Source organism: Paenibacillus sp. 01T47, assembly GCF_056398245.1.
This window is the reverse complement of sequence record NZ_JBFTPA010000012.1, coordinates 105,469-126,653: the sequence shown is the minus strand read 5'-3', so window position 1 is coordinate 126,653 and position 21,185 is coordinate 105,469. Positions and strand designations below refer to the sequence as shown.

Here is a 21,185-nt window from a genome sequence, read left to right as displayed (position 1 = left end):
AAGCAGCAGCAAAAAAAAAGCCTTACCGGCGAAGATCTCCGCTCGGCAAGGCACAAAACTATATTATAATGGCATCTTCACAGTAAACGTTAATTTCCCAGCCGGCTCTGCAGCCACATAAACATCACCTTTATATTGCTTCGCAATCGTTTTTACAATCGATAAGCCTAAGCCTTGATGATCCTGCTGCTTAGTGGAATAACCCGCTTCAAATATAGGATTCGAAATGGCAAGCTCCGCATCGTCACAATTATTTGTTACCGTAAATTCCAGCATATCCGCCGTTTGTTTGCCGATAAGCGTAACATGGCGTCGATCCTCCGAGTATTTCAATACCTCATCAAAAGCATTATCGATCAAATTGCCAAGCATACGATTGACATCAAGCGTTCTAACGCCCATTTCCTGCATATTCAGTCCGGTAAAGGAGCAGCTGAATTGAATTTTGTTGCTTTCTGCTTGTGAAATTTTGGAACGAACCAAAGCTGCTATGGCCGGATTGCCAATATTGATAATATCGTTCATTAATCGAATATCACCGGTCAGCTCCTTCGTATAAGCAACGAGCTCATGCGATTTGTTAAGCTCTGCGAGAGAGTGAATGGTCTGGACATGATTCAAGAAATCATGCCTCTGCGCTCGAATAGACTGGAACATTTGATTAATCTCTTCCACATAGGTCTCCTGCGTGACGCGAACAACCTTGTCGCGAGAATGCCTATAATATCTCATCGCAAATACAGCTATCAACAAACTGAAAAAGGTGACAATTAAAATGATAATGCCTAAATTCAGAAACTGAGAGTCCAGCTTATCCTGAATGACGTGATAATCAGAGGTCATCATTAGCACATAGCTATTCATAGGCTGACCGTCACGATCGGTAATATTAATACCATCCTCATTAACAAATACCGGAATATACATTTTGAAAATCTCTTTGCCGCCGATATTCTCTCTTAAGGTGACCGTCTTCTTAGAAAAGTAAGCTTTACGGACTAAATTCGTATCCTGCTTTGATTTAATATTATACGTGCCATAAAAGATCGGTTCCTGCACTTTATGACCTTGAACCTCGCCTTGCGGATTAATCGTATTTTTCCCATCAGGAAATGTCTCCGGATTAATAAAAGCAATTTCAAGCAATGAATCGCTGCTTTGAATTGAATTTTCAATCATGCGGTGAACACCTGTCGCATTCTCATACTTTTGTTGTCGCTCATAATCTACATAAGGATCAATAATATAGTTCGTAGCTCCGTCGTAGTAGTAACCCCATTTGTTAAGCTTATCCACATTTGTTGCAGATACCTCATAAGGTCCGCTCCAGAAGTTCGGAAGGGATTGTCCAAGCCAGTTTACCGATGCATTTTTGTTTTCGAATAGCTGGTTAAACACCTCGTACCATGGCTTCCATTCTTTTGTACTAATATTGGTTTGCTTAGCATTGGATGATTTGTATAAAACAATGTCATCAGGCAATTTTTTGAGAAGGGTAATGTGGCTTAGGTCCAGCTTATCGCGCAGCTCCATGAGCTGCTCCGTCGTTACTTTCTCAATATCGGGATCAAGCGCATATTGAATTGCAATCGAGGCGGCGCGAAGTTCACGTCCAATCTGGTTTTGAAACTGTTCCGAGCCTTCGCGGGATTGCTCGAGCGAAATCTCCAGCCGCTTGGCATGTGTTAGAAGCTCTTCATTAAAGGAATCTTCCAGCGTTTTTTTTGTGAGAAAATAATAAGCCGTATTATTTAATAAAACTAAAACGACGATAATACTAATCGCCACAAGCCAAATGTTGCGTTGCATCTCAAGCATCTTGCCCTTCTATTTATTATAGCTTCCATTATGGATCATCCTAAACTAAACGACAATATGACAATCACTAACAAATGATTACAAATACATGAATATCAACCAAAGCGCTAGTATTTCGTTCTAGATTAAACCGTCCATTTTTTGAAAAACAATCGAACAGCCCACTTGCGCTCCTGCCGCTTTTTGTAACGAGGAAGCATACGATAAATTCGAAGTCCTTCTTCAATGGCATTTTTAGCTTCAGCCGTATTGCCTAATTTCTTATATATCATAGTAAGTTGATCATATGCCTCGCAAGATGAGGAGTTTATCGATTGAAAGGATTGGATATGCTTAAGCGCTTGCTCTGTTTGGCCATTCGAGAAATGAGCCGCTAGATTCAAGTATGGTGCACCGTATTTGACGCGTGGATTAAGCTCCAGCCCCCGAAGTATGCTTGCTACCCCATTTTCCTCATCACCGGTATATAAATAACTAGTCCCTAAGTCATCCCAAAATTCAGCTGATTCATCAAGCATTGGCTGCAGCGGGACAAGCCATGTCAAAGCCTCTTTATACTTCTTTCTCTCAATTAAAAGACGAGCCAACTCATGCTTGGAGGACACATCATTTGGCGACCGATCAATTTGCTGTTTCAGTTTTTTTATTCTTGATATTCTTTTTAGTGGTTTAAATATGCTTGGCATTAACCCGACAAACCGACGATCAAGCACATACAGCAGGAGAAGCATGACAAGAATGGCTATAAACGGATTGCCAAACAACCAAAATAAAAATATTAAAAGACTAAATTTTAACATATGATCCTCCTGCACGCTTTGTAATTAAACATTCAATTCGTAAGCAAATCCATCATTTATTGTACAAATATGGTTCTATCATACCATAATCTTCACATTTTTCGAGCAAAAATAGCATTTCATTACTATATCTAATGTATGAATAATAAAAACTTGTATGACTTAAACTACACGCTAGAAATATCAATTGCATTAAATTGGAGGATGAAAACATCATGGCGACGAATGAGACACCAGATTCGACATTAACTGATCGGCAAGGTCACCCGATCTCAGACAATCAAAATATTCGTACCGTTGGCAATCGTGGTCCGTCGACACTGGAGAACTATCATTTCATCGAGAAAATATCTCATTTTGACAGAGAACGTATTCCAGAACGTGTTGTGCACGGCCGCGGCGCAGGTGCGCACGGTTATTTCGAGGCTTACGGCAAGCTTGGCGAAGAGCCGATTGCAAAATATACGAGAGCCAAGCTATTTCAAGAGCCGGGCAAGCGTACGCCCGTATTCGTTCGTTTTTCCAGCGTTATTCACGGAGGCCATTCACCAGAAACGCTGCGCGATCCGCGCGGGTTCGCTACCAAGTTTTATACTGAAGATGGCAACTGGGATCTTGTCGGCAACAATCTGAAAATATTTTTCATACGGGATGCGATGAAATTTCCTGATATGGTTCATGCATTCAAGCCCGACCCAGTCACCAATGTACAAAGTATGGAACGTTTTTTTGATTTTGTATCTCAATCGCCGGAAGCTACCCATATGATTACCTTTTTGTTCTCGCCTTGGGGAATACCCGCAAACTATAGGCAAATGCAGGGCTCCGGCGTCAATACATACAAATGGATTAATGCCGCAGGCGAAGGCGTACTCGTCAAATACCATTGGGAGCCGCTTCAAGGCATTCGCAACCTAAAACAAAGCGAAGCAGAGCAAATTCAAGGGAAAAATTTCAATCACGGAACCCAAGATTTATATGAAGCCATCGAACGTGGTGAATATCCAGCTTGGGAATTACAAGTGCAGTGGATGAGCGATGACGAGCATGAAGAGCTTGATTTTGACCCGCTGGACGACACAAAGCTTTGGGACCCTGAATTATTCCCGATGCTGCCCGTTGGGAAGATGGTCTTAAACAAAAACCCGGAAAACTACTTTGCAGAAGTCGAGCAAGCGGCTTTTGGCACAGGCGTACTCGTTGATGGTCTAGATTTCTCTGACGATAAGATGCTGCAGGGCCGGACGTTTTCCTATTCCGATACTCAGCGTCACCGTGTCGGCTCCAACTACCTTCAATTACCGATCAACGCACCGAAGAAACGTGTCGCGACCAATCAGCGTGACGGGCAAATGGCTTTCTATATCGACATTGCACCCGGCCGAAATCCGCATGTCAATTACGAGCCGTCTACAATGGGCGGATTAACGGAAGCCCCAAAGCCGGGTGAACCTCATGAGCCCTCCTATTCCGCAAAACTTGTAAAACAGCCTATCGATCGCCAAAACAATTTCAAACAAGCTGGGGAGACCTATCGTAAATTCGAGGACTGGGAGAAGGATGAGCTCATCGAAAATTTGGTAGATGCACTCAGCACATGCAGCACAGTTATTCGTGATCAAATGATTCAACATTTCACAGAAGCGGATCCCGAATATGGCAAACGTGTGAAGGAAGGACTACAGACAACCGATAAGCTCGGCAACAGCACAAAACACGTTGGAACCACGCCTGCAAACGAAGGAATGGAGCTTTCTGAGGAGCTCGGCCACTCCACTGACGGTTATTGAAAATGATGAAAGTGATATTTTTCAAGTGAATACCCTCTTGACGAAAGCGTTTTACATTCTTATGATGTTAATATTCAAATGAATGGTGTTCAACATCATTTTATCGATTAAAACGATCAATCATATGAAATTGGCGTGTTACTCACTAAAAGAGGCATGAGCCAAGAACTGATTACCTTCTAATTTCCTTTTAGAACGGTTTTCTTTTCTTGGCTCTTTTTTTTGCCAGATGGGCACCTTAATGACAAAGGAGGGATTTCAAGTATGGCTCGCGCCTTTCGGGTTGAACGCGCAATCGGCAACAATGTGTTATTAACAATTGATGTGCAAACAGAGAAAGAATACGTCATTTTTGGCAAAGGATTAGGGTTCAGTCTTAAAGCCGGACAAATCATTGATCGAACCGATAACCGCATAGAAAAACGATTTCGTTTGGATGATTCCGAACAAATGAAGAAATATCACACGTATCTTGAAGAAATCGATCCAACCATCATTGATATGACAGAGCGAATAGCCGATTACATCAAGCAGAAAACGGGTGTCGAAGTAAACCCGAAACTATATTTCACACTGCCGAGCCACATCCAATTTGCTGTTTATCGGCTTCACAATGGCATGGATATTGTAAATCCCTTTCTAAACGAGACGAAACAGAGCTTTCCTTTAGAGTTCGAAATTGCCGCCAAATTGGCTGAGTGGATAAGTGAGCAATTCCACGTCGGCATCCCGGAAGAAGAAATAGGGTTTTTATCGTTTCATGTTTATTCTGGAATTCACAATGTACCGGTAGGGCAACTTATTAAACAAGCAGACCAACACTAGGAGGATATTATTATGCTATCTAAACTTTTTGGAAAGTCAAAACAAAAAACAATTGAAGTATCAGCACCCTTGTCAGGAAAGGTCGTACCGTTAACCGCTGTTCCTGATGAAGCTTTCGCAGGCAAACATATGGGTGACGGACTTGCGATTGAGCCGTCTGAAGGGACAATCGTCGCACCTTTCGATGGTACTGTATCTCATCTTATTCATACCAATCATGCCATTATTATTGAGCATGCATCAGGCCTGCAGCTTCTCATTCACATCGGTATCAATACTGTAGCACTAAATGGCGATGGTTTTGAGGCTCATGTAGCTTCAGGTGACACCTTTCAAGCCGGTGATGCACTTATAACATTTGATCGCGCCAAAATCGAAGCTGCAGGTTATCCATCCATCACACCCATCGTTGTCGCAAACGAGGATGATGTGAAGCAGTTGGAACATTTGCTCACCAGCGGTTCTGTCACAGCTGGCAAAGAGCTTCTGCTTAAGGCATCTATGAACGGCTAAAGAAACACCCCTACATTGGATCAGAAAAGAGGACGAATAACTATGCTAGCCTTCCTACAAAAAATAGGTAAAGCATTAATGCTTCCAGTCGCCGCTCTTCCAGCGGCTTCCATCTTGCTTCGTTTCGGTAATATTGACTATGTGAAAGACTTTCACATGGGCAGCGCAGGAGAGTTTATTAATCAATACATCGCACCGTTTCTTGCTGCTGGCGGCGCCGCAATTTTCGATAACTTACCGCTCATATTTGCCGTCGGTGTTGCCATCGGACTTGCTGGTGATGCAGTTGCCGCATTGGCTGCCGTTATTGCGTACCAAGTTCTTGTAACCGTTCAAATTAAAGTGCCGCTCGTCTTTACCAACATTGTTGGAAAAGACGTTGAACTCAACATGGGCGTCCTTGGCGGTATTATTGCTGGTTTGATCTCAGCGTACTTATATAAAAAATTCCATACGATCAAGCTGCCCGACTGGCTTGGCTTCTTCAGCGGCAAACGATTTGTCCCTATCATAACCTCGCTCGTTATGGTTATCGTCGCTCTCTTGCTCGGTCTTGTTTGGGGTCCTGTTCAAATGGCACTGGATACTTTTGGCCGCTGGGTCGTTGGTTTTGGCGGAATCGGCTCCTTTGTTTTTCTTACAGCAAACCGACTGCTTATTCCTACCGGCTTGCATCATGTTATTAACTCCATCGCTTGGTTTCAAATCGGTGACTATACAGATGCAACTGGCAAAGTAGTGCACGGTGACTTGTATCGCTTTTTCGCTGGAGACAAAACAGCGGGCATGTTTATGACTGGCTTCTTCCCGATTATGATGTTTGCACTGCCAGCAGGGGCGCTTGCGATTATCCATACAGCTCGCAAAGAGAAGCGCAAACTCGTTGCTTCCATATTTATTGGTACGGCATTCGCTTCATTCCTGACAGGGATCACAGAACCGCTTGAATTTGCTTTTATGTTCGCAGCACCATTTCTATTTGTCATTCATGCCATCTTGACAGGGTTATCCGGCTTCATCCTCTACCAGCTGGAGGTTAGGCATGGGTTTGGCTTCTCAGCAGGCTTTATCGATTATGCGATCAATTATCAGCTTGCGACGAATCCGCTGCTCATTATTCCGGTGGGCCTTGCCTTTGCCGTCGTGTATTATTTCTTATTTCGCTTTATCATCGTCAAATTCAATATTAAGACGCCAGGTCGCGAAGATGAGACAGCCGAGGACAAAGTCGATAACAAAGAAAAGACTGCAGCCGCATCTGGCAGTAAAGCAGAAAATGTGCTGCATGCGCTCGGCGGATCTTCAAATATTGTCGGTCTAGATGCTTGTATTACACGTCTTCGCTTAGTCGTAAAGGATGAATCGATTGTCAATGATACACAGCTCAAGGGCATGGGCGCAGCAGGTATTATCCGTTTAGGCAAGGGCGCAGTGCAAGTTATATTCGGCACGCAGTCCGAGCAATTGAAAGACGAAATCAAAAAAATAATGTAACAACAAACATATTAGGAGTGAAAAATGATGAAAAACAGCTTTGTTATACAAAATCCATTTGGCATACATGCAAGACCAGCACGCAAGATCGTTGAAGCAGCAAAGGCATTCACAGGAACAGTTACACTAGAGAAGGATGGCAAAAGCTTCAATGCCAAAAGTCTAGTTCATGTCATCTCCGTTGGGGCAAAACTTGGAGACAGCATTGCCGTTTCTGCTGAGGGTGAGCACGCTGAGGCTGTTGTAGCTGCTATTGGAGAGATTCTTGTCTCTATTGAGGCGCATGCAGAAAAGGGGCAATAAGAGATGATGCTTCAAGGAATTGCCGCATCTCCTGGATATGCGATCGGCGTAGCTAAAGTATTGTCTACAAAACCTATCCAGATCGAGAAAGTTCATTTGGAAGACAATCGATTGGACGATGAAATTAAACGTTTTGAAGCTGCAATTGCTTCAACTCATGAAGAGCTTGAAGCCATCCATGCCAAGCTGATTGCTCAGAACAAAGAGCATGAGGCAGAAATATTTGAAGCGCATCTGATGCTGCTCGAGGATGAAGAGCTCATCGATCGCTCGAAAGAGATCGTCAGATCCGAACGGATCAATGTTGAATTCGCCTTTTTCAACACCTCTGAAGAGATTGCAGAAATGATTGGCGGGCTGGATGATCCCTACTTGAAGGAAAGAGCAGCCGATATTCGTGACGTAAGTCGGCGTGTATTAAACAAGCTGCAAGGCATTTCATCAACATCCTTGAATGATGAGTCAGGTTCTATCATTCTGTTTGCAGAAGATTTAACACCTTCAGATACGGCTCAGCTTGATCCAAGCAAAGTGATTGGCTTCGCAACACAAGCAGGCGGGCGTACTTCCCACTCTGCCATTATTGCAAGGTCTATCGGCATTCCTGCTATTGTCGGAATCGGCAGCTCCATGGAGCAGGCAGTGAAAAACGGCCAAACCGTCATCATTGACGGGACAGATGGGCATATTTACGTGGACCCCGATAATGAAACGTTAACTCGATATTCACAATTGCAGAAGCAGCAGCTTGAAAGCAAGCAATTTTATCAAACCTTTATGAATCAGCCTTCCGTAAGCAGTGATGGCGTACAGGTTGAACTTGTAGCAAATATCGGCTTAGTTAAGGATGCAGAGCTTGCCGCTGCGGCAGGAGCTGAAGGCATCGGACTCTTTCGTACCGAGTTTCTATATATGGACGCAGCTGGGCTGCCCTCCGAGGATACACAGTTTGAAGCTTATCGCAAAGCAGCAGAAGCGTTTGGAAACGATGCGCCTATCGTCATTCGAACGATAGATATTGGCGGAGACAAGGAAATTGCATACCTCAACCTGCCTAAGGAAGACAACCCTTTCCTAGGTTACCGTGCCATTCGTATCTGCTTGGATCGACCGGATATGTTCAAGACACAACTTCGGGCGATTTTGCGAGCCAGCGCATACGGCAACTTAAAAATTATGTTCCCTATGATTGCTACACTGGGTGAATGGCGCCAAGCTAAAGCTATGCTGGAAGAAACAAAGCAGGAACTGACCGAAGCAGGTATTCCCTTTAACTCTGGGATCGAAGCCGGCATCATGATCGAAATTCCAGCAGCGGCTCTGCTAGCGGATTTATTTGCCAAGGAAGTTGATTTCTTCAGTATCGGAACAAACGATTTAGTTCAGTACACATTTGCTGCAGATCGTATGAATCCTAAGCTTTCCTATCTAAACGATCCGCTTCATCCAGCTATTTTACAGCTTATTAATCGTGTTATTACAGCCGCTCATGCTCATGGCAAATGGGTGGGGATGTGCGGTGAAATGGCGGGCTCGAAGCATGCACTGCCGATTCTGCTCGGTCTAGGTTTAGACGAGTTTAGTATGAGCGCAAGTGCAATACTTCCTGCTCGCGCTTTGCTCGCAAATCTATCTCAGCAGGAAATGAAGCAGATAGCTCAGGCCGTTCTGGCACTAAGCTCAGCTGAAGAGGTTAAAGGCTATGTGGAGCAGCATGTTTCTGGATTAAAATAAAATTTCAGCAAAAGAGGCTGTACTGCATCAGAATGCGGTACAGCCTCTTTTATTTAGATTCGGATTTGAATACGAACCTTGCCTTCTTCATATTGAAATTTAAGCTCACCCTTATATTTCTCCACCGTTCTCCTTACTATAGAGAGACCGTTTCCTCGTAAAACAGAACCCTTTGCTTTCGTAGTAAAACCATATTGGAAGAAACACTTTTGCTCCTCATCCGTAAGCACGGCTGGATTCTCGATTATAAATATATATTTTCCATGTTCCACTTTACATTGCACTTGAATCTCCTGCGATATATACCCAGCATTTGATTCCACCGCTTCAATCGCATTATCCAACAAATTAGAAAATAATTTGACTAAGTCCATCGACTCTATTTTATCGAATGCATCATAATCTGTAGCGAAGCTGATGATTATATTTTTCGAATGCGCCAGCTCCCTCTTGCTCTGGAACAGCACCATTAAAATCGGATTTTTTATATGCAGCGATAGGTTTAGCGTTTTGGATTCCTCGGTTAGCTGTTTTAAATAATCATGTGCCTTATCATACCTTCGGATGTCCATTAATCCATTCAACACCTGGAGATGATTCATGAGATCATGACGACTTGATTTGATGGTCTCTACAATTTTGCCCAACTCGGAAATGTATAGCTTCTCGGATTCACGCATGTCCTGATGAAGCCTGGCTTTGTACCATTTATTAAGCACATATACACCAGCGAGCAGCAATAAAGCAAACAGGACATCCACTCCGAAAATAAACATATTATTTTGGACAACATACTTGCCCACATGGCCTAAATCCTTTGCAGCGATATCGATCCCCACAACACCAAGCACCGTGCCATCCTCATCAAAGAAAGGAACCCCGACGGACATATAGGATTCGCTTATCCTATCATGTAACACTCCTGTGGAATATTTTAACCCTTTTTTAGCCATCTCCACTTGATTAGTAGGAACGGTACAAGGAAAACCAATCGGTATATCTTTTATATGAGGCGGAAATGCGTTAACCATTACTTTGGAAACATCGGTATCATCTAAAAGCAGAATATAGATATAGAGCGCATTTATACGTTTCCGATACTCCTCTAAATACAGCTTTATTTTTTTGCGATTCTCATCATCCGTTTTGGTTAGTAGAAATTGCTTATAAGCAACTTTATCTAAACCCTTTGCTGCATCCGTAGCGATTTCCGTATACTGCTTCGCCAGCGTGATCTCCGCTGACTTCGTTGTATAGTGATAGGTGGAGATGAGTTTAAGTCCGACAAGCATACTTATGATTGCAATGGATAAAACGATAAAATAAATCATTCTTTTTTTTGTATACACTAGGTCTGGTTTCATTAGCTTATTCCTTTTCAGTACATCAATAATTGATAATAATCAGAAATTTCAGAGGCAGCATACTAGTCAGCCATTACCGTCTGGTTTCTTCCAGCGTGCTTGGCCTTATAGAGAGCTTGATCTGCAAGTGAAAATAATTCATCTGCTGTTTGTGCATGGGAAGGAAACTGAGCTACGCCAAGCGAAACGGTAACCATCTGCTTGAGATGATTTTCGCTGCTCGCCATCGTTGTACGAATCCGCTCAGCAGTTTCAAAGGCAACATACGGCGCGGCATTCGGCAGCAGGACAACGAACTCTTCCCCTCCATAACGGCTGCAAAGGTCATCAGGTGTTACAGAAAACCTGACAATGTCTGCCAAATGCTGAAGCACTCTGTCACCTTCCTGATGCCCATATGTATCATTAATGGTTTTAAAGCGATCAATATCCAGGACGACAATGGAGTAAGGTTTCTTTTCTTCTATCCATTTTTTCATAATCGTTTCTAACGTTCTTCTATTATTTAATCCGGTCAAAGCATCCGTCATAGCCGCTTGTGTCAACCGATCGGTTTCCGTTTTAATACCGTTCATAGCAAGTATGACCGTGCTCGTTAATAAATCGGCTTCTCTGTTCCAATGATGCTTCATGGCGGGTATGGGAACTTCTTCTTTTCCCATTTTGCTGACGATATTCGCAAGCGTTACAAAAGGTTTAGCCAATCGGCGGGCAAGAAAGGTCGTCACGAGCATCAAAAGAATAAAGGGTATGAGCGTGTATAATAGGATCGCTTGTATATGATTGTTCAACTGCTCCTTCACTATGCTTATTGGTGAAAGCACAACGACCCCCCATTGATTCTCAGGGACGTAGGAGTAACCGGCAAGCCATTTCACACCATCTTCATCTACGGCGAGCTCTTGTCCACTCTGCCCCTTAATCAACTTCTGAACGATCAGATTCGAGGTACTATCCTTTCCAATCTGACTTTTGTCAGGATCGTACATCAAGTGGCCATCTGAACCTACTACATAGAAATAGGAACCGTTATGGTCAAGGTTATCATTACCGAATATCATATTTAGAACGTTATTTTGTTGCAAATAGAGGCTTCCACCGATATAGCCCCGGTACACACCCTTTTGATCAAACAAAGGCTCACTAATAAACACCATGAGATTTTTTGTTGTCGCGCTCGTATAAGGCTTTGACAAATATGGCTTTCGTGATGCCAATGCTTCCTTCGCAGCGGCTGTTTTTATAGGCTCGCCTGCCTTGCCAATCGACGAAGGGGACAGTGTACGCATGACACCATTCTCATCAACTACGACAATCGAATTAAAATAGTTGCTGCTATTGCGAATGAGATCAAGATATTTTCCGGAATCTGATTGCTTCATAACACTATTCAAAGAATAAAAGTCTGCCGCGTTTTTAAGACTGCTTCGCATCGACTCAAATAATGAATCCATTGTCATGCTCATTTTTGATGCGGTTGAAAGATTAAGTGTAAGTGTTGTTTCATACAACGCTTGTTTCTTGGACTGGTAGGATGCAAAAAGCAAAATGGTTAACATGAGTAAAACCGAAACAGAGACTAAACCAATCATTAGCGTCGTCAGGCTCACTTTTCTCTTTTGGATAGCTTGTTTTACATGTAAAAGCGACACAGCGATACCTTCTTTGATTTATGATATTACTAATTATTCGACGAGATTCGACAAATACCTCTTTCCTAGCTGGTTTATTTTCCATAATTAGATAATCAATTTCAATAATTGCCCATTAATCGATTTAAAAAAATAAGACAGCACCTTGTCACAGTGCTGTCCGATTAGGTTGCTATGTTAGATTTGTAATTCACCAAGCTTGATTAGCTCGACAACCGCTTGTGAACGACCTTTTACGTTCAGCTTTTGCATGACATTAGAAATATGGTTGCGGACGGTCTTCTCGCTGATGAATAGTTGTTGTGCAATATCTCTTGTTGTCTTGTCCTGTACTAACAGCTCGAATACCTCGCGTTCACGATGCGTCAATAAAAACTTGCTCTTATGGTCGCTACCCTTCAATGTTTGTCACCCCTCCTTGCGCGGGTTTTTATGGTTTAACAAGGTTAAGGGATACAGTCAACTTATACTATGAAGGGGCGATACCATTGGTGCTGTTATGAAGGGAAAATGGGCTCTGCTGCCCTTTATATTTTTGCATGAATGATGAGCCGATGCGTGGGGTTTACTATGGGATCACAGGTGATCAAAGTCAGCAGCTTATCTTTATTGTTGTAATTAAGAACAGATACATCAGTCGGATCTACAATGGATACTTTATAAACGGTATATGTAAAGCTTTCATCTTTTGTATCCACGACGATTTTATCTCCGACCTCAACTTCCCCAAGCCGATTAAACAGCCTTCCCTTAGAGCGCATCCGATGGCCGGCTATAGCTGCGTTGCCGACTTTGCCTATTGCTGTTGTTTCCTTTAAGTGAGCTGTAGCCGATTTCATATTCTTCTGGGTGGCTCCCTCAACGACAGGCAGCTTAAGCTTTATTTTATCAATCTTAATCGTTGCAATGGGGGCAATCTTCTGTGCTTTTGGCGCCTCTGTAGGAGTTGCTTCTGGTGTAGCTGCTTCCGTCGGCGATTGAATCGGCGTCTCGGTCGCTGCGGATTGCTCGTTGAAGAGATCCGTCAATTGCTCATATTGCTGCTGCGCTTGCTGCTCTGCGCTCACATCAAAGCTCGCCTCATCCCAAGTAGCCATCAGCTTATCCTGCTGACGGTTCTCGTACCATTCATTCGCTTTTGGATAGAGCAATATGAGAATACCTACAATCACTAATGCATAAGACAGTATTCTTTTCATTTTTCCCCACCTTCCGCTAGCTGGCCTCAGTCTGTGGTCCTTTCACCTCGAAAACCCATTTCTTGCTTCCGTAAAAGTTAAGCGCAACGGTTACCACCGTTACAATCAGCTTTGAGACGACCTCATTCAAACCCCACCACTCGTTCAAGGCCATAAGCAGCAGTAAAGTAATACCTAGTATGATACCGTTCCATACGATGAATCTCATACCTCTATTTAGCTGCTGCGGGCTTGAAGCTTCATTTTCCCTCTTCCTAAAAGTATATCGGCTATTTAGCACATAGCTGTTAATCATTCCGGCTCCGTATGCGATCACCTGTGCAAGTAAATAATACGCACCAAACCAAATGAGGAGTGAAAACATAAGAAAATCGATTAACGTATTAAGAAGTCCAACTAAATTGAATTTTACAAATTGTGCGATGAATCCTCTAGCTGCTCGTTTTGATGTTGCGTTAGACATATTTTTTAACCCGATCTTGTTCAGCAGACTCTGAGGATTGATTGTCTTCTTTCGCAGGAAACCCTTGAGCTTCGCGAACGATGTATAAAGGGCGGTTTTTGGATTCTTCATAAATCCGGCCAATATATTCCCCGATTATGCCTAAGAGCATCAATATAATGCCGTTAAACAATAGATTTACTGCCACAATGGAAGCCCAGCCAGCAATCGTGGTGCCCGTAAACAGCTTCTGGAATATAACGACTAACAAATACAAGAAGCTCGTTATTGATAATGTAAAGCCAACATAGGTGGCAATTTTCAAAGGTTTATAAGAGAAGGAGGTTATTCCGTCTATGGCAAAAGAAATCATTTTTTTCAGCGGATATTTGGTTTCGCCTGCAAAACGTTCTTCCCGTTCATATTCGACCATCGTCTGACGGAAACCGATCCAGCTAACCAAGCCGCGAACGAACCGATTTTTTTCCTTCAAGCCGCGCAGCACATCGCATACCTTCCGGTCGATCAAACGGAAATCCCCCGTATCTACGGGAATATCCACATTCGTTAAGCTGCGCAGCGTGCGATAAAACAGCTTAGCTGTTATTTTCTTGAACATCGTCTCGCCTTTGCGCTTAAGACGTTTGCCATAAACAACCTCAAAGCCCTCCTTCCATTTGGCGATCATATCGATAATGACCTCTGGAGGATCTTGTAGATCCGCATCAATGACGACGATCGCATCACCCTGCGCATAATCCATCCCCGCTGAAATCGCGATTTGATGACCAAAATTACGTGAAAAATTAATCATTCGGACATTTGGATCGAAATCGCAGATCATGGAAATTAATTCGACTGTACGATCTTTACTTCCATCGTTGACGAAAATAAGCTCATAACACTCGTTCGTGCTGTCCATGACCAGCTTCAGCCGCTCGTACGTATGCTCGATAACCTCTTCTTCGTTGTACATAGGAACGATAATACTGTATTTTACAGCCGATTGTTTCATCCAGATACCCCTTTCTTCAAGCAAAAACGCCTTCGGCGTCCTTAGACGCTGAAGTAGCCTTGACGGTGAAATATAAGATAAGTATGAGAAAACGATATACTTTCTTATATTTTAAAATAACCAGCTTGGGAACCAGCGCAGAACATGCTCTACATACCAGGTCTTTACAGTCATACCGGATAGCGCAGGATAGTACATCACAAACAACAATATCGCTACTGCTACAAAAACATTTCGAATCAGCTTAAAGTTTGGCCGTTTCTCTTCGATTATTTTAAACATATAGACCAAGCTCAGAATAATGAACGGCACCATTGCAAAATAGTGATAAAGGAATGTTAGACGTGTTACAAGCATCCAAGGCACGTACTGTGCTAGAAACGCAATCCATATCGTATACATCGCTTTATCTTTCCGTTTGATACTCATCCATATCGTCGCTGCCATCGCAAAAATGCCTGCCCACCAAATAAGCGGATTGCCCATCGCTACAATTGTGGATTTCATACCTGCTGCCATATTGTCGCCTGAGTAATACCATACCGGCCTCTTCATGAACGGCCACTCCCACCATGAGGATGAGAATGGATGCGTTGATACCAGCTTGCTATGATAGCTGAACATATGCTTCTGGTAATCAACTAGACTTTTCAAGGTATATCCTTCATCCATTACAGTCAGTACTGGAATGTAGGATAACGCATAAATCGCAAGCGGTATAACGATATAAAATACGAGACATACAGCAAGCGTTATGATCGTATAACGAGGAAATACGTTTATAATATGCTGCAGCTTGTCTTGGCTAAAGCCAGACTCTTTTTTGTTCTCTTTCAGAACTCGCTTGGCAGCTGCATACTCCTTATAACGATCAAATAAAGATAAACCGAGCATAATAGCTAAGCCTGCGCCCCCATAGAGCACAATCCATTTGGAAGCTACTCCGATTCCAAAAAAGAGACCGGCTAAAAACAACGGCAGCAAAGTAACACTCAGCTTTACCTTGTAGAAGCTTAAGGAATAATATTTGTGCATGAAATAAAACATCAGCATAATGAAAAACACGCCGTAAACGTCAATCGTTGCAATTCTAGTCTGCGTAAAATGCATAAAATCTGCTGCTAGCAAGGCAGTCGCCACACCAGCATAAACAGTCGTTTTAAACAGCCTTCTCGCGAATACATACATTAACGGCAGCATTGCAATGCCAAACAGCGTGCCGGCAATGCGCCAGCCAAACGGATTAAGCCCAAACAGCTTAATACCGATCGCAATTATAATTTTGCCAAGCGGTGGATGTGTATTCTCGTAAGCTACAATATGCTCCATATGCTCATAAGCAGTACGGGCATGATAAATTTCATCAAAATAAGATCCGTTCATATAAGTCGCTTCATATTTCGCGCGCTGCTGTTCATCAAAGAGCAAAGGTACGCTGCCTCGTTTGGCATCCTTCGCCTGCTCATCATTTATTCCGACGATTGATAACGGTATTTTGTTGCCTTGCTCGTAAATAGCCATCTCATGCATGGAGAAGCCTGTTTGAACCGTCGTAAGCTTCACATACCGAGCTGCGAGCGCCGCGGGCTGACTGTTCCAAGTAAATACAGCAACATGGCTGCTGTCGACTTCCATGAGATTGTCCCAGTCGGTCCCATTTTGACTAAATTCATATTTGTATTTTCCTGTTCCAACTCCGCCAAAGCTGTTGATGCGATCAAGCTGCTTAACCTCGCCCAAATCAACGTAAAAGCTTTGACCAACGGACGATGGCTGCCATGCGGTTGTAGGCCCCTTCATCTCACCAAGCTGGAATAGAGCGACGACCGCATAAATTAGCGTAATCGCACCCATCCATATCCAATCCTTGCGAACGAGTCGTTCATTCTCTTGCTTCACTCTTGAGATCGCTTCAGCTTTGAAAGCTGTTAGTGTCTTGTGATCCGACTGCTTGCGTTCTTCCTCCAGCAGCGGGGCGATAGGCTTCAATCTTCCGCGTGCATAATTATCATATCCGATATATAACAAGTAAAGCATCAATCCAACATTTGCTAACGAGCACAATAGAACAATTCCATTAAAAGGCACGTTCGTGCTCACTTTGCTGTAGTCAAGCACATAAGCAATATTGATGAAGCTCGTCAAGCTAAATCCGAAATACACCATCAACATCCTGCGATCGAGCGATTGTATAAAAGCAAAGATTCCAAGCAGCATTACTGGAAACAGATAACGCTCATGCATCTTCGTTACACCCATAAATACGACAACGATAAGCACCATCGCTATAAAATAAGAGCGCTTTGACGATTCCTTGTCTCGCTTTAACAGTGCAAAAAAAGCGGAAATCGCTACGGCTGCAAAAATGAAGATATTCCCCCATGTTTTGAACGAAAACAGCAGCCACGTATCCGTAATCGGCTTCCAATTCGCATCGCTTAACGCATAGAAGTTGAATGCATTTAGCGTCGCGTACGGATAAGAAGACAAGGTTCCTGAATACAGCTTAATGAGGCCCGACAAGCCGCTGTTGCCCCAGAAGAAAGGCAAAGCGAGCAATATAAACGTAGTGAAGCCGTAAAATGCGCTGACCGGAATCTTCTTCCAATCTTTGCGATATACGAACCACAACAGCAGCACAGGCATGAATATAAATGCCTGCGGCTTAATAAGCGCTGCAATAGCAAACAAAACCGAAGCGCGCTCTATTTTATTTTCGACCAGTCCATGAATAGCCAGCACGAGTGCCAGCGCAAATATTGAATCCACTTGCCCCCATGCGGCAGAATCCACAATAATAGCTGGATTGAATAAGAAAAGAAGCGCTAATCCTAACGCTATCGAATAGCCAGCTTTCTTCTTGCCTATTTGGACAATGAAATAAGCAGCAGCCAAATCGGCTAGTATCGCCGGGAGCTTAAATAGAAGCAATGCCGCATTTGATCCTGAATCTAGCGACAGCATATCTTTTATTAAACCTAATACATACAGAATATAAATATAGCCGGGAGGGTAATCTACAAACATTCCCGAATGGTAAAATCCAGAAAGCCCCTGCTTCGCAGCTTGGTCAGCCCAAGCCATAAACAAAGCGATATCATTCGCATAACCACTGCTTGAAACAGCAATCCAAAGCCGCAAAATTAGCGCGCCGAGGAACACGAATACAAGAATGGTTTTATGTAAATGTTGTTTCTCGTCAAGCCAGCTTCGCTCACGAAACAGCTTCTTATAGATAAGTGCAAAAAACAAGGTGAACAGTGCACCAAACAAAATAAGTGGAAGGACTGAGCCGCCCGAAGTCGATGCTTCAGTTCCTTGGCTTGTCTCCGTAGGGACTAAGCTGAACACCTCTGCACCGGATGGCGCCTTAGATACTTTCTCTACACTGACGTCATCAAAATAAGCTTTCCCGGTATTAATACTCCCGTATCCGCCTAAACTAGCGCTGAACGTAATACTCTTCTGGTCCTGGCCCGTCTTCGCATAAAACTCAACGTACGCCCATTTTCCATTTGTATCCTTCACTTCAGGATAAGTTACTGCTACGCCTTCAACGAAAAATAGAGCTCCTGTTGCATCCAAGCCTACTTGTTCCGTCTTCACGTACCCAGAAAATTTATATGTTGTTTTTGGTTTTACTTTTATCGTCTGTGTCCACCGCGAGTGATTAGCTTGCTTGTTCTCAAGCACGGCTGAATAGGTTCCTGTATGCGCTTCGGTATTATCAATCGTATACGAAGTAATTTGCTCTTCCTTCAAATACGCATCATGCGTCCAATCTGAAGGCGCTCCCTCCGCAACATTTTCAAAACCGGCATTGTTAAGTAGATTGCTTGCTGCGTTTGATACTGCCGCTGGCCATAGAAAGGTTAGGAGAAGGATGGTTATTGTAGCGCGACTAAACATATTCATCATCGTTCCGATTTCCACCTCATATTTGGAATAAAGTTGTCCATTTTATAATGAAATACAACTTAACTCTATGTGATATTAACTTCATGGTCAATGAAAAAGTGAAATTTCCACCGCTTTTTTAGCACGACGGAAAAGTCGACAGCGATAATAAAAAAGCATCCCTAATGGGATGCGCGAAATGCCACAATGAAATGCATGTTTTTCTGCATGCAAGCACTCTCGATTCAGCTTGAAGCTGGAGGCAGCATACCACCCTTTCCATCGGCTATGCCTACGATTTCTGAAGGTTTTCTTATATCCGCAACAACGATATCGTTTTTCTCGCCGATCATGCCTCCCGCCACATAGCTTTTGCCTTCTATAACTCTTGTTCCAGCGATATGCCTCATAAAATATTCTGTATTCAACATCGCATCAATGACATAAGAAAACGCAATGCCCACATCGAGCCGAATAATGGTTATCGCTAATCGCCTAGCTGTTGCGATCGCAGCCTCCTTAACCGTTCCGATGCCGCCGTCCACAATAAGCGCATGCTTAGCTAAGGTTGTGACCGCAGCCTCGTCTATAACAAGGAGCCCCTGCGTAAAGCCTATAAGAATATCAGAATTTTTGACGGATTCCGCGATGTTGTTCTCATTGTATATCCGCCCGGTGCTGTACCTTGGAAGAATGGCATTCAAAGCTTGCGCAATGATTGCTCCCTGCTGATCTCTCCTGCTGATGAAAACGTCAGCACCTCGCTCGGCGAGCGTCAACGCAAGCTTTGAGCCTAAGTTTCCCGCGCCAATAATCGAGACCTTCTTTTGCTTAAGCTCTGGAACCAGCTCGTTGATTAGAAGATCACAAGCCAGCGAGGTAATATCGTTTCCTTTATAGGCTTTTATCTCACTCTGCAGCACACATGCTTTGGCGACAGTCAGAAAATCACCCGATTCCGCGTTTTTAGCTTCGGCATCAATGAAAATGTAATCGACCTTACCATCGGCGTATTCACAAATAGCCTTTACATGCTCACGCTCTGCAACAATATAGAAACAGGCTACAAAAGTCTGCGATTCTCTGGCAGGTCCAATGATAAACGGCGGGTTGTTATGCCTCGCGGTAGATCTGATGATGGCAAGCGCCAATCGATTGCTTTCATGTGCTTTTTTTACACAATCATCAATTGCTCGCATCACTCTGCATCGCCGTGCTCATCTTCATCTAACCCATGCTTTTTCAAAATTTTCCCTAAAATACTTTTAATTTCACCTTGCTCGAAAACAATCGCCGACTCCAGCCTCTTTAGATCCGACCGCAGCTGCTCTTCATCGAGTGTTCGCGGCGAAGCTATAAAAATTCGAGGATGCAGACTTGGCAGTATGCTCTCCTTCTCGTAAAATAGCGATTCTGGTAATTTCTCGCCAGGGCGCATGCCTGTATATTTGATTTTCATTTCTTGCTCCGGCTTATAACCGGCAAAACGAATCAGTGCTTTCACAAGGTCATCAATTTTCACCGGCTTGCCCATGTCGAGCACGAAGATTTCCCCGCCGTTTGACAATGCGCCTGCTTGAAGAACCAAGTGAACCGCTTCTGGTATCGTCATAAAAAATCGAACCATATCCGGATGCGTCACCGTTACCGGCCCGCCTGCTGCGATTTGTTTCTTGAAGATGGGGATTACGCTGCCTCTACTCTCCAGTACATTGCCGAATCGAACAATCGAGAAGATCGTAGCACTGCTTTTTGCTTTGGACTGCACAAGCATTTCTGCCATTCGCTTCGTCATTCCCATCACATTAATTGGATTCACCGCTTTATCGGTAGAGATGAATACAAATCGCTGCACTTCAGCCATGATCGCATTATCTACAACATTCAGCGTGCCAAATATGTTATTTCTGACGGCTGCTGAAGCGTTATTTTCCATTAACGGGACATGCTTATGGGCGGCAGCATGGAATACAATATGAGGCTGATGCCGGCGGAATACATATTCCACCTCAGGTGCATTCTGAATGTCTGCAATGATGCTATGAAGGAGGAGATCCGGGTATCTTTCTCTCATTACACACTCGATAAGGTGAATGCTATTTTCTCCGTGCGCAAGCAATATGATGCTGTGGGGATTACACTTCGCAACCTGGTTGACGAGCTCGCCGCCAATTGATCCGCCTGCACCTGTTATAAGCACGATTTTGTCTTGAATATAACTCTTCACATCAATTAACGAATCGTTAATCATTTCTCTGCCCAGGAGTTCCTTCAGATCCAGCTCTTTAGCTTTGCTATCCTGATTTCGTCCTAAAATGATATCCTTCATTCGCGGCAAT

The 21,185-nt window shown here is 43.4% G+C and carries 16 protein-coding genes and 1 pseudogene; 6 read left to right on the top strand and 11 right to left on the bottom strand.

Annotation, left to right across the window (positions count from 1 at the left end; all coding sequences use genetic code 11):
* Positions 1-63 precede the first annotated feature (63 nt).
* Both AC1DOV_RS22135 and AC1DOV_RS22130 read right to left on the bottom strand, forming a co-directional pair.
* Positions 64-1,818 (bottom strand): sensor histidine kinase, encoded by a 1,755-nt coding sequence (locus AC1DOV_RS22135; RefSeq protein WP_477510631.1) that lies wholly within the window; start codon positions 1,816-1,818, stop codon positions 64-66.
* 125 nt (positions 1,819-1,943) lie between these two features.
* Positions 1,944-2,618: a tetratricopeptide repeat protein gene (locus AC1DOV_RS22130; RefSeq protein WP_477510630.1), complete on the bottom strand. Its 675-nt coding sequence runs from the start codon at positions 2,616-2,618 to the stop codon at positions 1,944-1,946.
* 224 nt (positions 2,619-2,842) lie between these two features.
* Here AC1DOV_RS22130 and AC1DOV_RS22125 point away from each other — a divergent pair.
* From AC1DOV_RS22125 to ptsP, 6 genes and pseudogenes are all read left to right on the top strand, one after another.
* Positions 2,843-4,408: pseudogene (locus tag AC1DOV_RS22125) on the top strand (catalase); the annotation flags it as partial.
* 264 nt (positions 4,409-4,672) lie between these two features.
* Positions 4,673-5,233, top strand: a complete 561-nt coding sequence (locus AC1DOV_RS22120) for a PRD domain-containing protein (protein WP_076270213.1) — start codon at positions 4,673-4,675, stop codon at positions 5,231-5,233.
* A gap of 12 nt (positions 5,234-5,245) precedes the next feature.
* Positions 5,246-5,746 (top strand): PTS sugar transporter subunit IIA, encoded by a 501-nt coding sequence (locus AC1DOV_RS22115; protein ID WP_477551095.1) that lies wholly within the window; start codon positions 5,246-5,248, stop codon positions 5,744-5,746.
* A gap of 42 nt (positions 5,747-5,788) precedes the next feature.
* Entirely contained in the window at positions 5,789-7,240 is a 1,452-nt protein-coding gene (gene nagE, locus AC1DOV_RS22110; RefSeq protein ID WP_477551094.1) for an N-acetylglucosamine-specific PTS transporter subunit IIBC, read from the top strand.
* Positions 7,241-7,264: 24 nt separating this feature from the next.
* Positions 7,265-7,543, top strand: coding sequence for an HPr family phosphocarrier protein (locus tag AC1DOV_RS22105; protein WP_477551093.1), 279 nt, complete (start codon positions 7,265-7,267; stop codon positions 7,541-7,543).
* Positions 7,544-7,546: 3 nt separating this feature from the next.
* On the top strand, positions 7,547-9,277 hold the full coding sequence (gene ptsP, locus AC1DOV_RS22100; protein WP_477551092.1) for a phosphoenolpyruvate--protein phosphotransferase: 1,731 nt from the start codon (positions 7,547-7,549) through the stop codon (positions 9,275-9,277).
* Between the two features lie 53 nt (positions 9,278-9,330).
* On the opposite strand, the gene AC1DOV_RS22095 is transcribed toward ptsP, so the two are convergent.
* The 9 genes from AC1DOV_RS22095 to AC1DOV_RS22055 form a co-directional block, all read right to left on the bottom strand.
* Complete coding sequence (locus AC1DOV_RS22095; protein WP_477551091.1) at positions 9,331-10,641, bottom strand: GHKL domain-containing protein; 1,311 nt, start codon at positions 10,639-10,641, stop codon at positions 9,331-9,333.
* Positions 10,642-10,703: 62 nt separating this feature from the next.
* Entirely contained in the window at positions 10,704-12,293 is a 1,590-nt protein-coding gene (locus AC1DOV_RS22090) for a sensor domain-containing diguanylate cyclase (protein WP_477551090.1), read from the bottom strand.
* Between the two features lie 177 nt (positions 12,294-12,470).
* Positions 12,471-12,695 carry a helix-turn-helix domain-containing protein gene (locus tag AC1DOV_RS22085; protein ID WP_006040330.1) on the bottom strand — a complete coding sequence of 75 codons (225 nt, stop codon included), beginning with the start codon at positions 12,693-12,695 and terminating at the stop codon, positions 12,471-12,473.
* A 125-nt stretch (positions 12,696-12,820) separates the two neighbouring features.
* Positions 12,821-13,492 (bottom strand): class D sortase, encoded by a 672-nt coding sequence (locus tag AC1DOV_RS22080; RefSeq protein ID WP_430061254.1) that lies wholly within the window; start codon positions 13,490-13,492, stop codon positions 12,821-12,823.
* Between the two features lie 16 nt (positions 13,493-13,508).
* The gene (locus tag AC1DOV_RS22075) at positions 13,509-13,955 is read right to left on the bottom strand and encodes a GtrA family protein (RefSeq protein WP_477551089.1); all 447 of its coding nucleotides are present in this window, start codon (positions 13,953-13,955) and stop codon (positions 13,509-13,511) included.
* Positions 13,948-14,949, bottom strand: a complete 1,002-nt coding sequence (locus AC1DOV_RS22070) for a glycosyltransferase family 2 protein (RefSeq protein WP_430061252.1) — start codon at positions 14,947-14,949, stop codon at positions 13,948-13,950. Before AC1DOV_RS22070 ends, AC1DOV_RS22075 begins: the two co-directional genes overlap by 8 nt.
* A gap of 111 nt (positions 14,950-15,060) precedes the next feature.
* Positions 15,061-18,867 carry a phospholipid carrier-dependent glycosyltransferase gene (locus tag AC1DOV_RS22065; RefSeq protein ID WP_477551088.1) on the bottom strand — a complete coding sequence of 1,269 codons (3,807 nt, stop codon included), beginning with the start codon at positions 18,865-18,867 and terminating at the stop codon, positions 15,061-15,063.
* 224 nt (positions 18,868-19,091) lie between these two features.
* Complete coding sequence (locus AC1DOV_RS22060) at positions 19,092-20,045, bottom strand: hypothetical protein (RefSeq protein WP_477551087.1); 954 nt, start codon at positions 20,043-20,045, stop codon at positions 19,092-19,094.
* Positions 20,045-21,175: a UDP-N-acetylglucosamine 4,6-dehydratase family protein gene (locus tag AC1DOV_RS22055; RefSeq protein WP_477551134.1), complete on the bottom strand. Its 1,131-nt coding sequence runs from the start codon at positions 21,173-21,175 to the stop codon at positions 20,045-20,047. The genes AC1DOV_RS22060 and AC1DOV_RS22055 overlap by 1 nt, the downstream gene beginning before the upstream one ends.
* Positions 21,176-21,185: the final 10 nt, after the last annotated feature.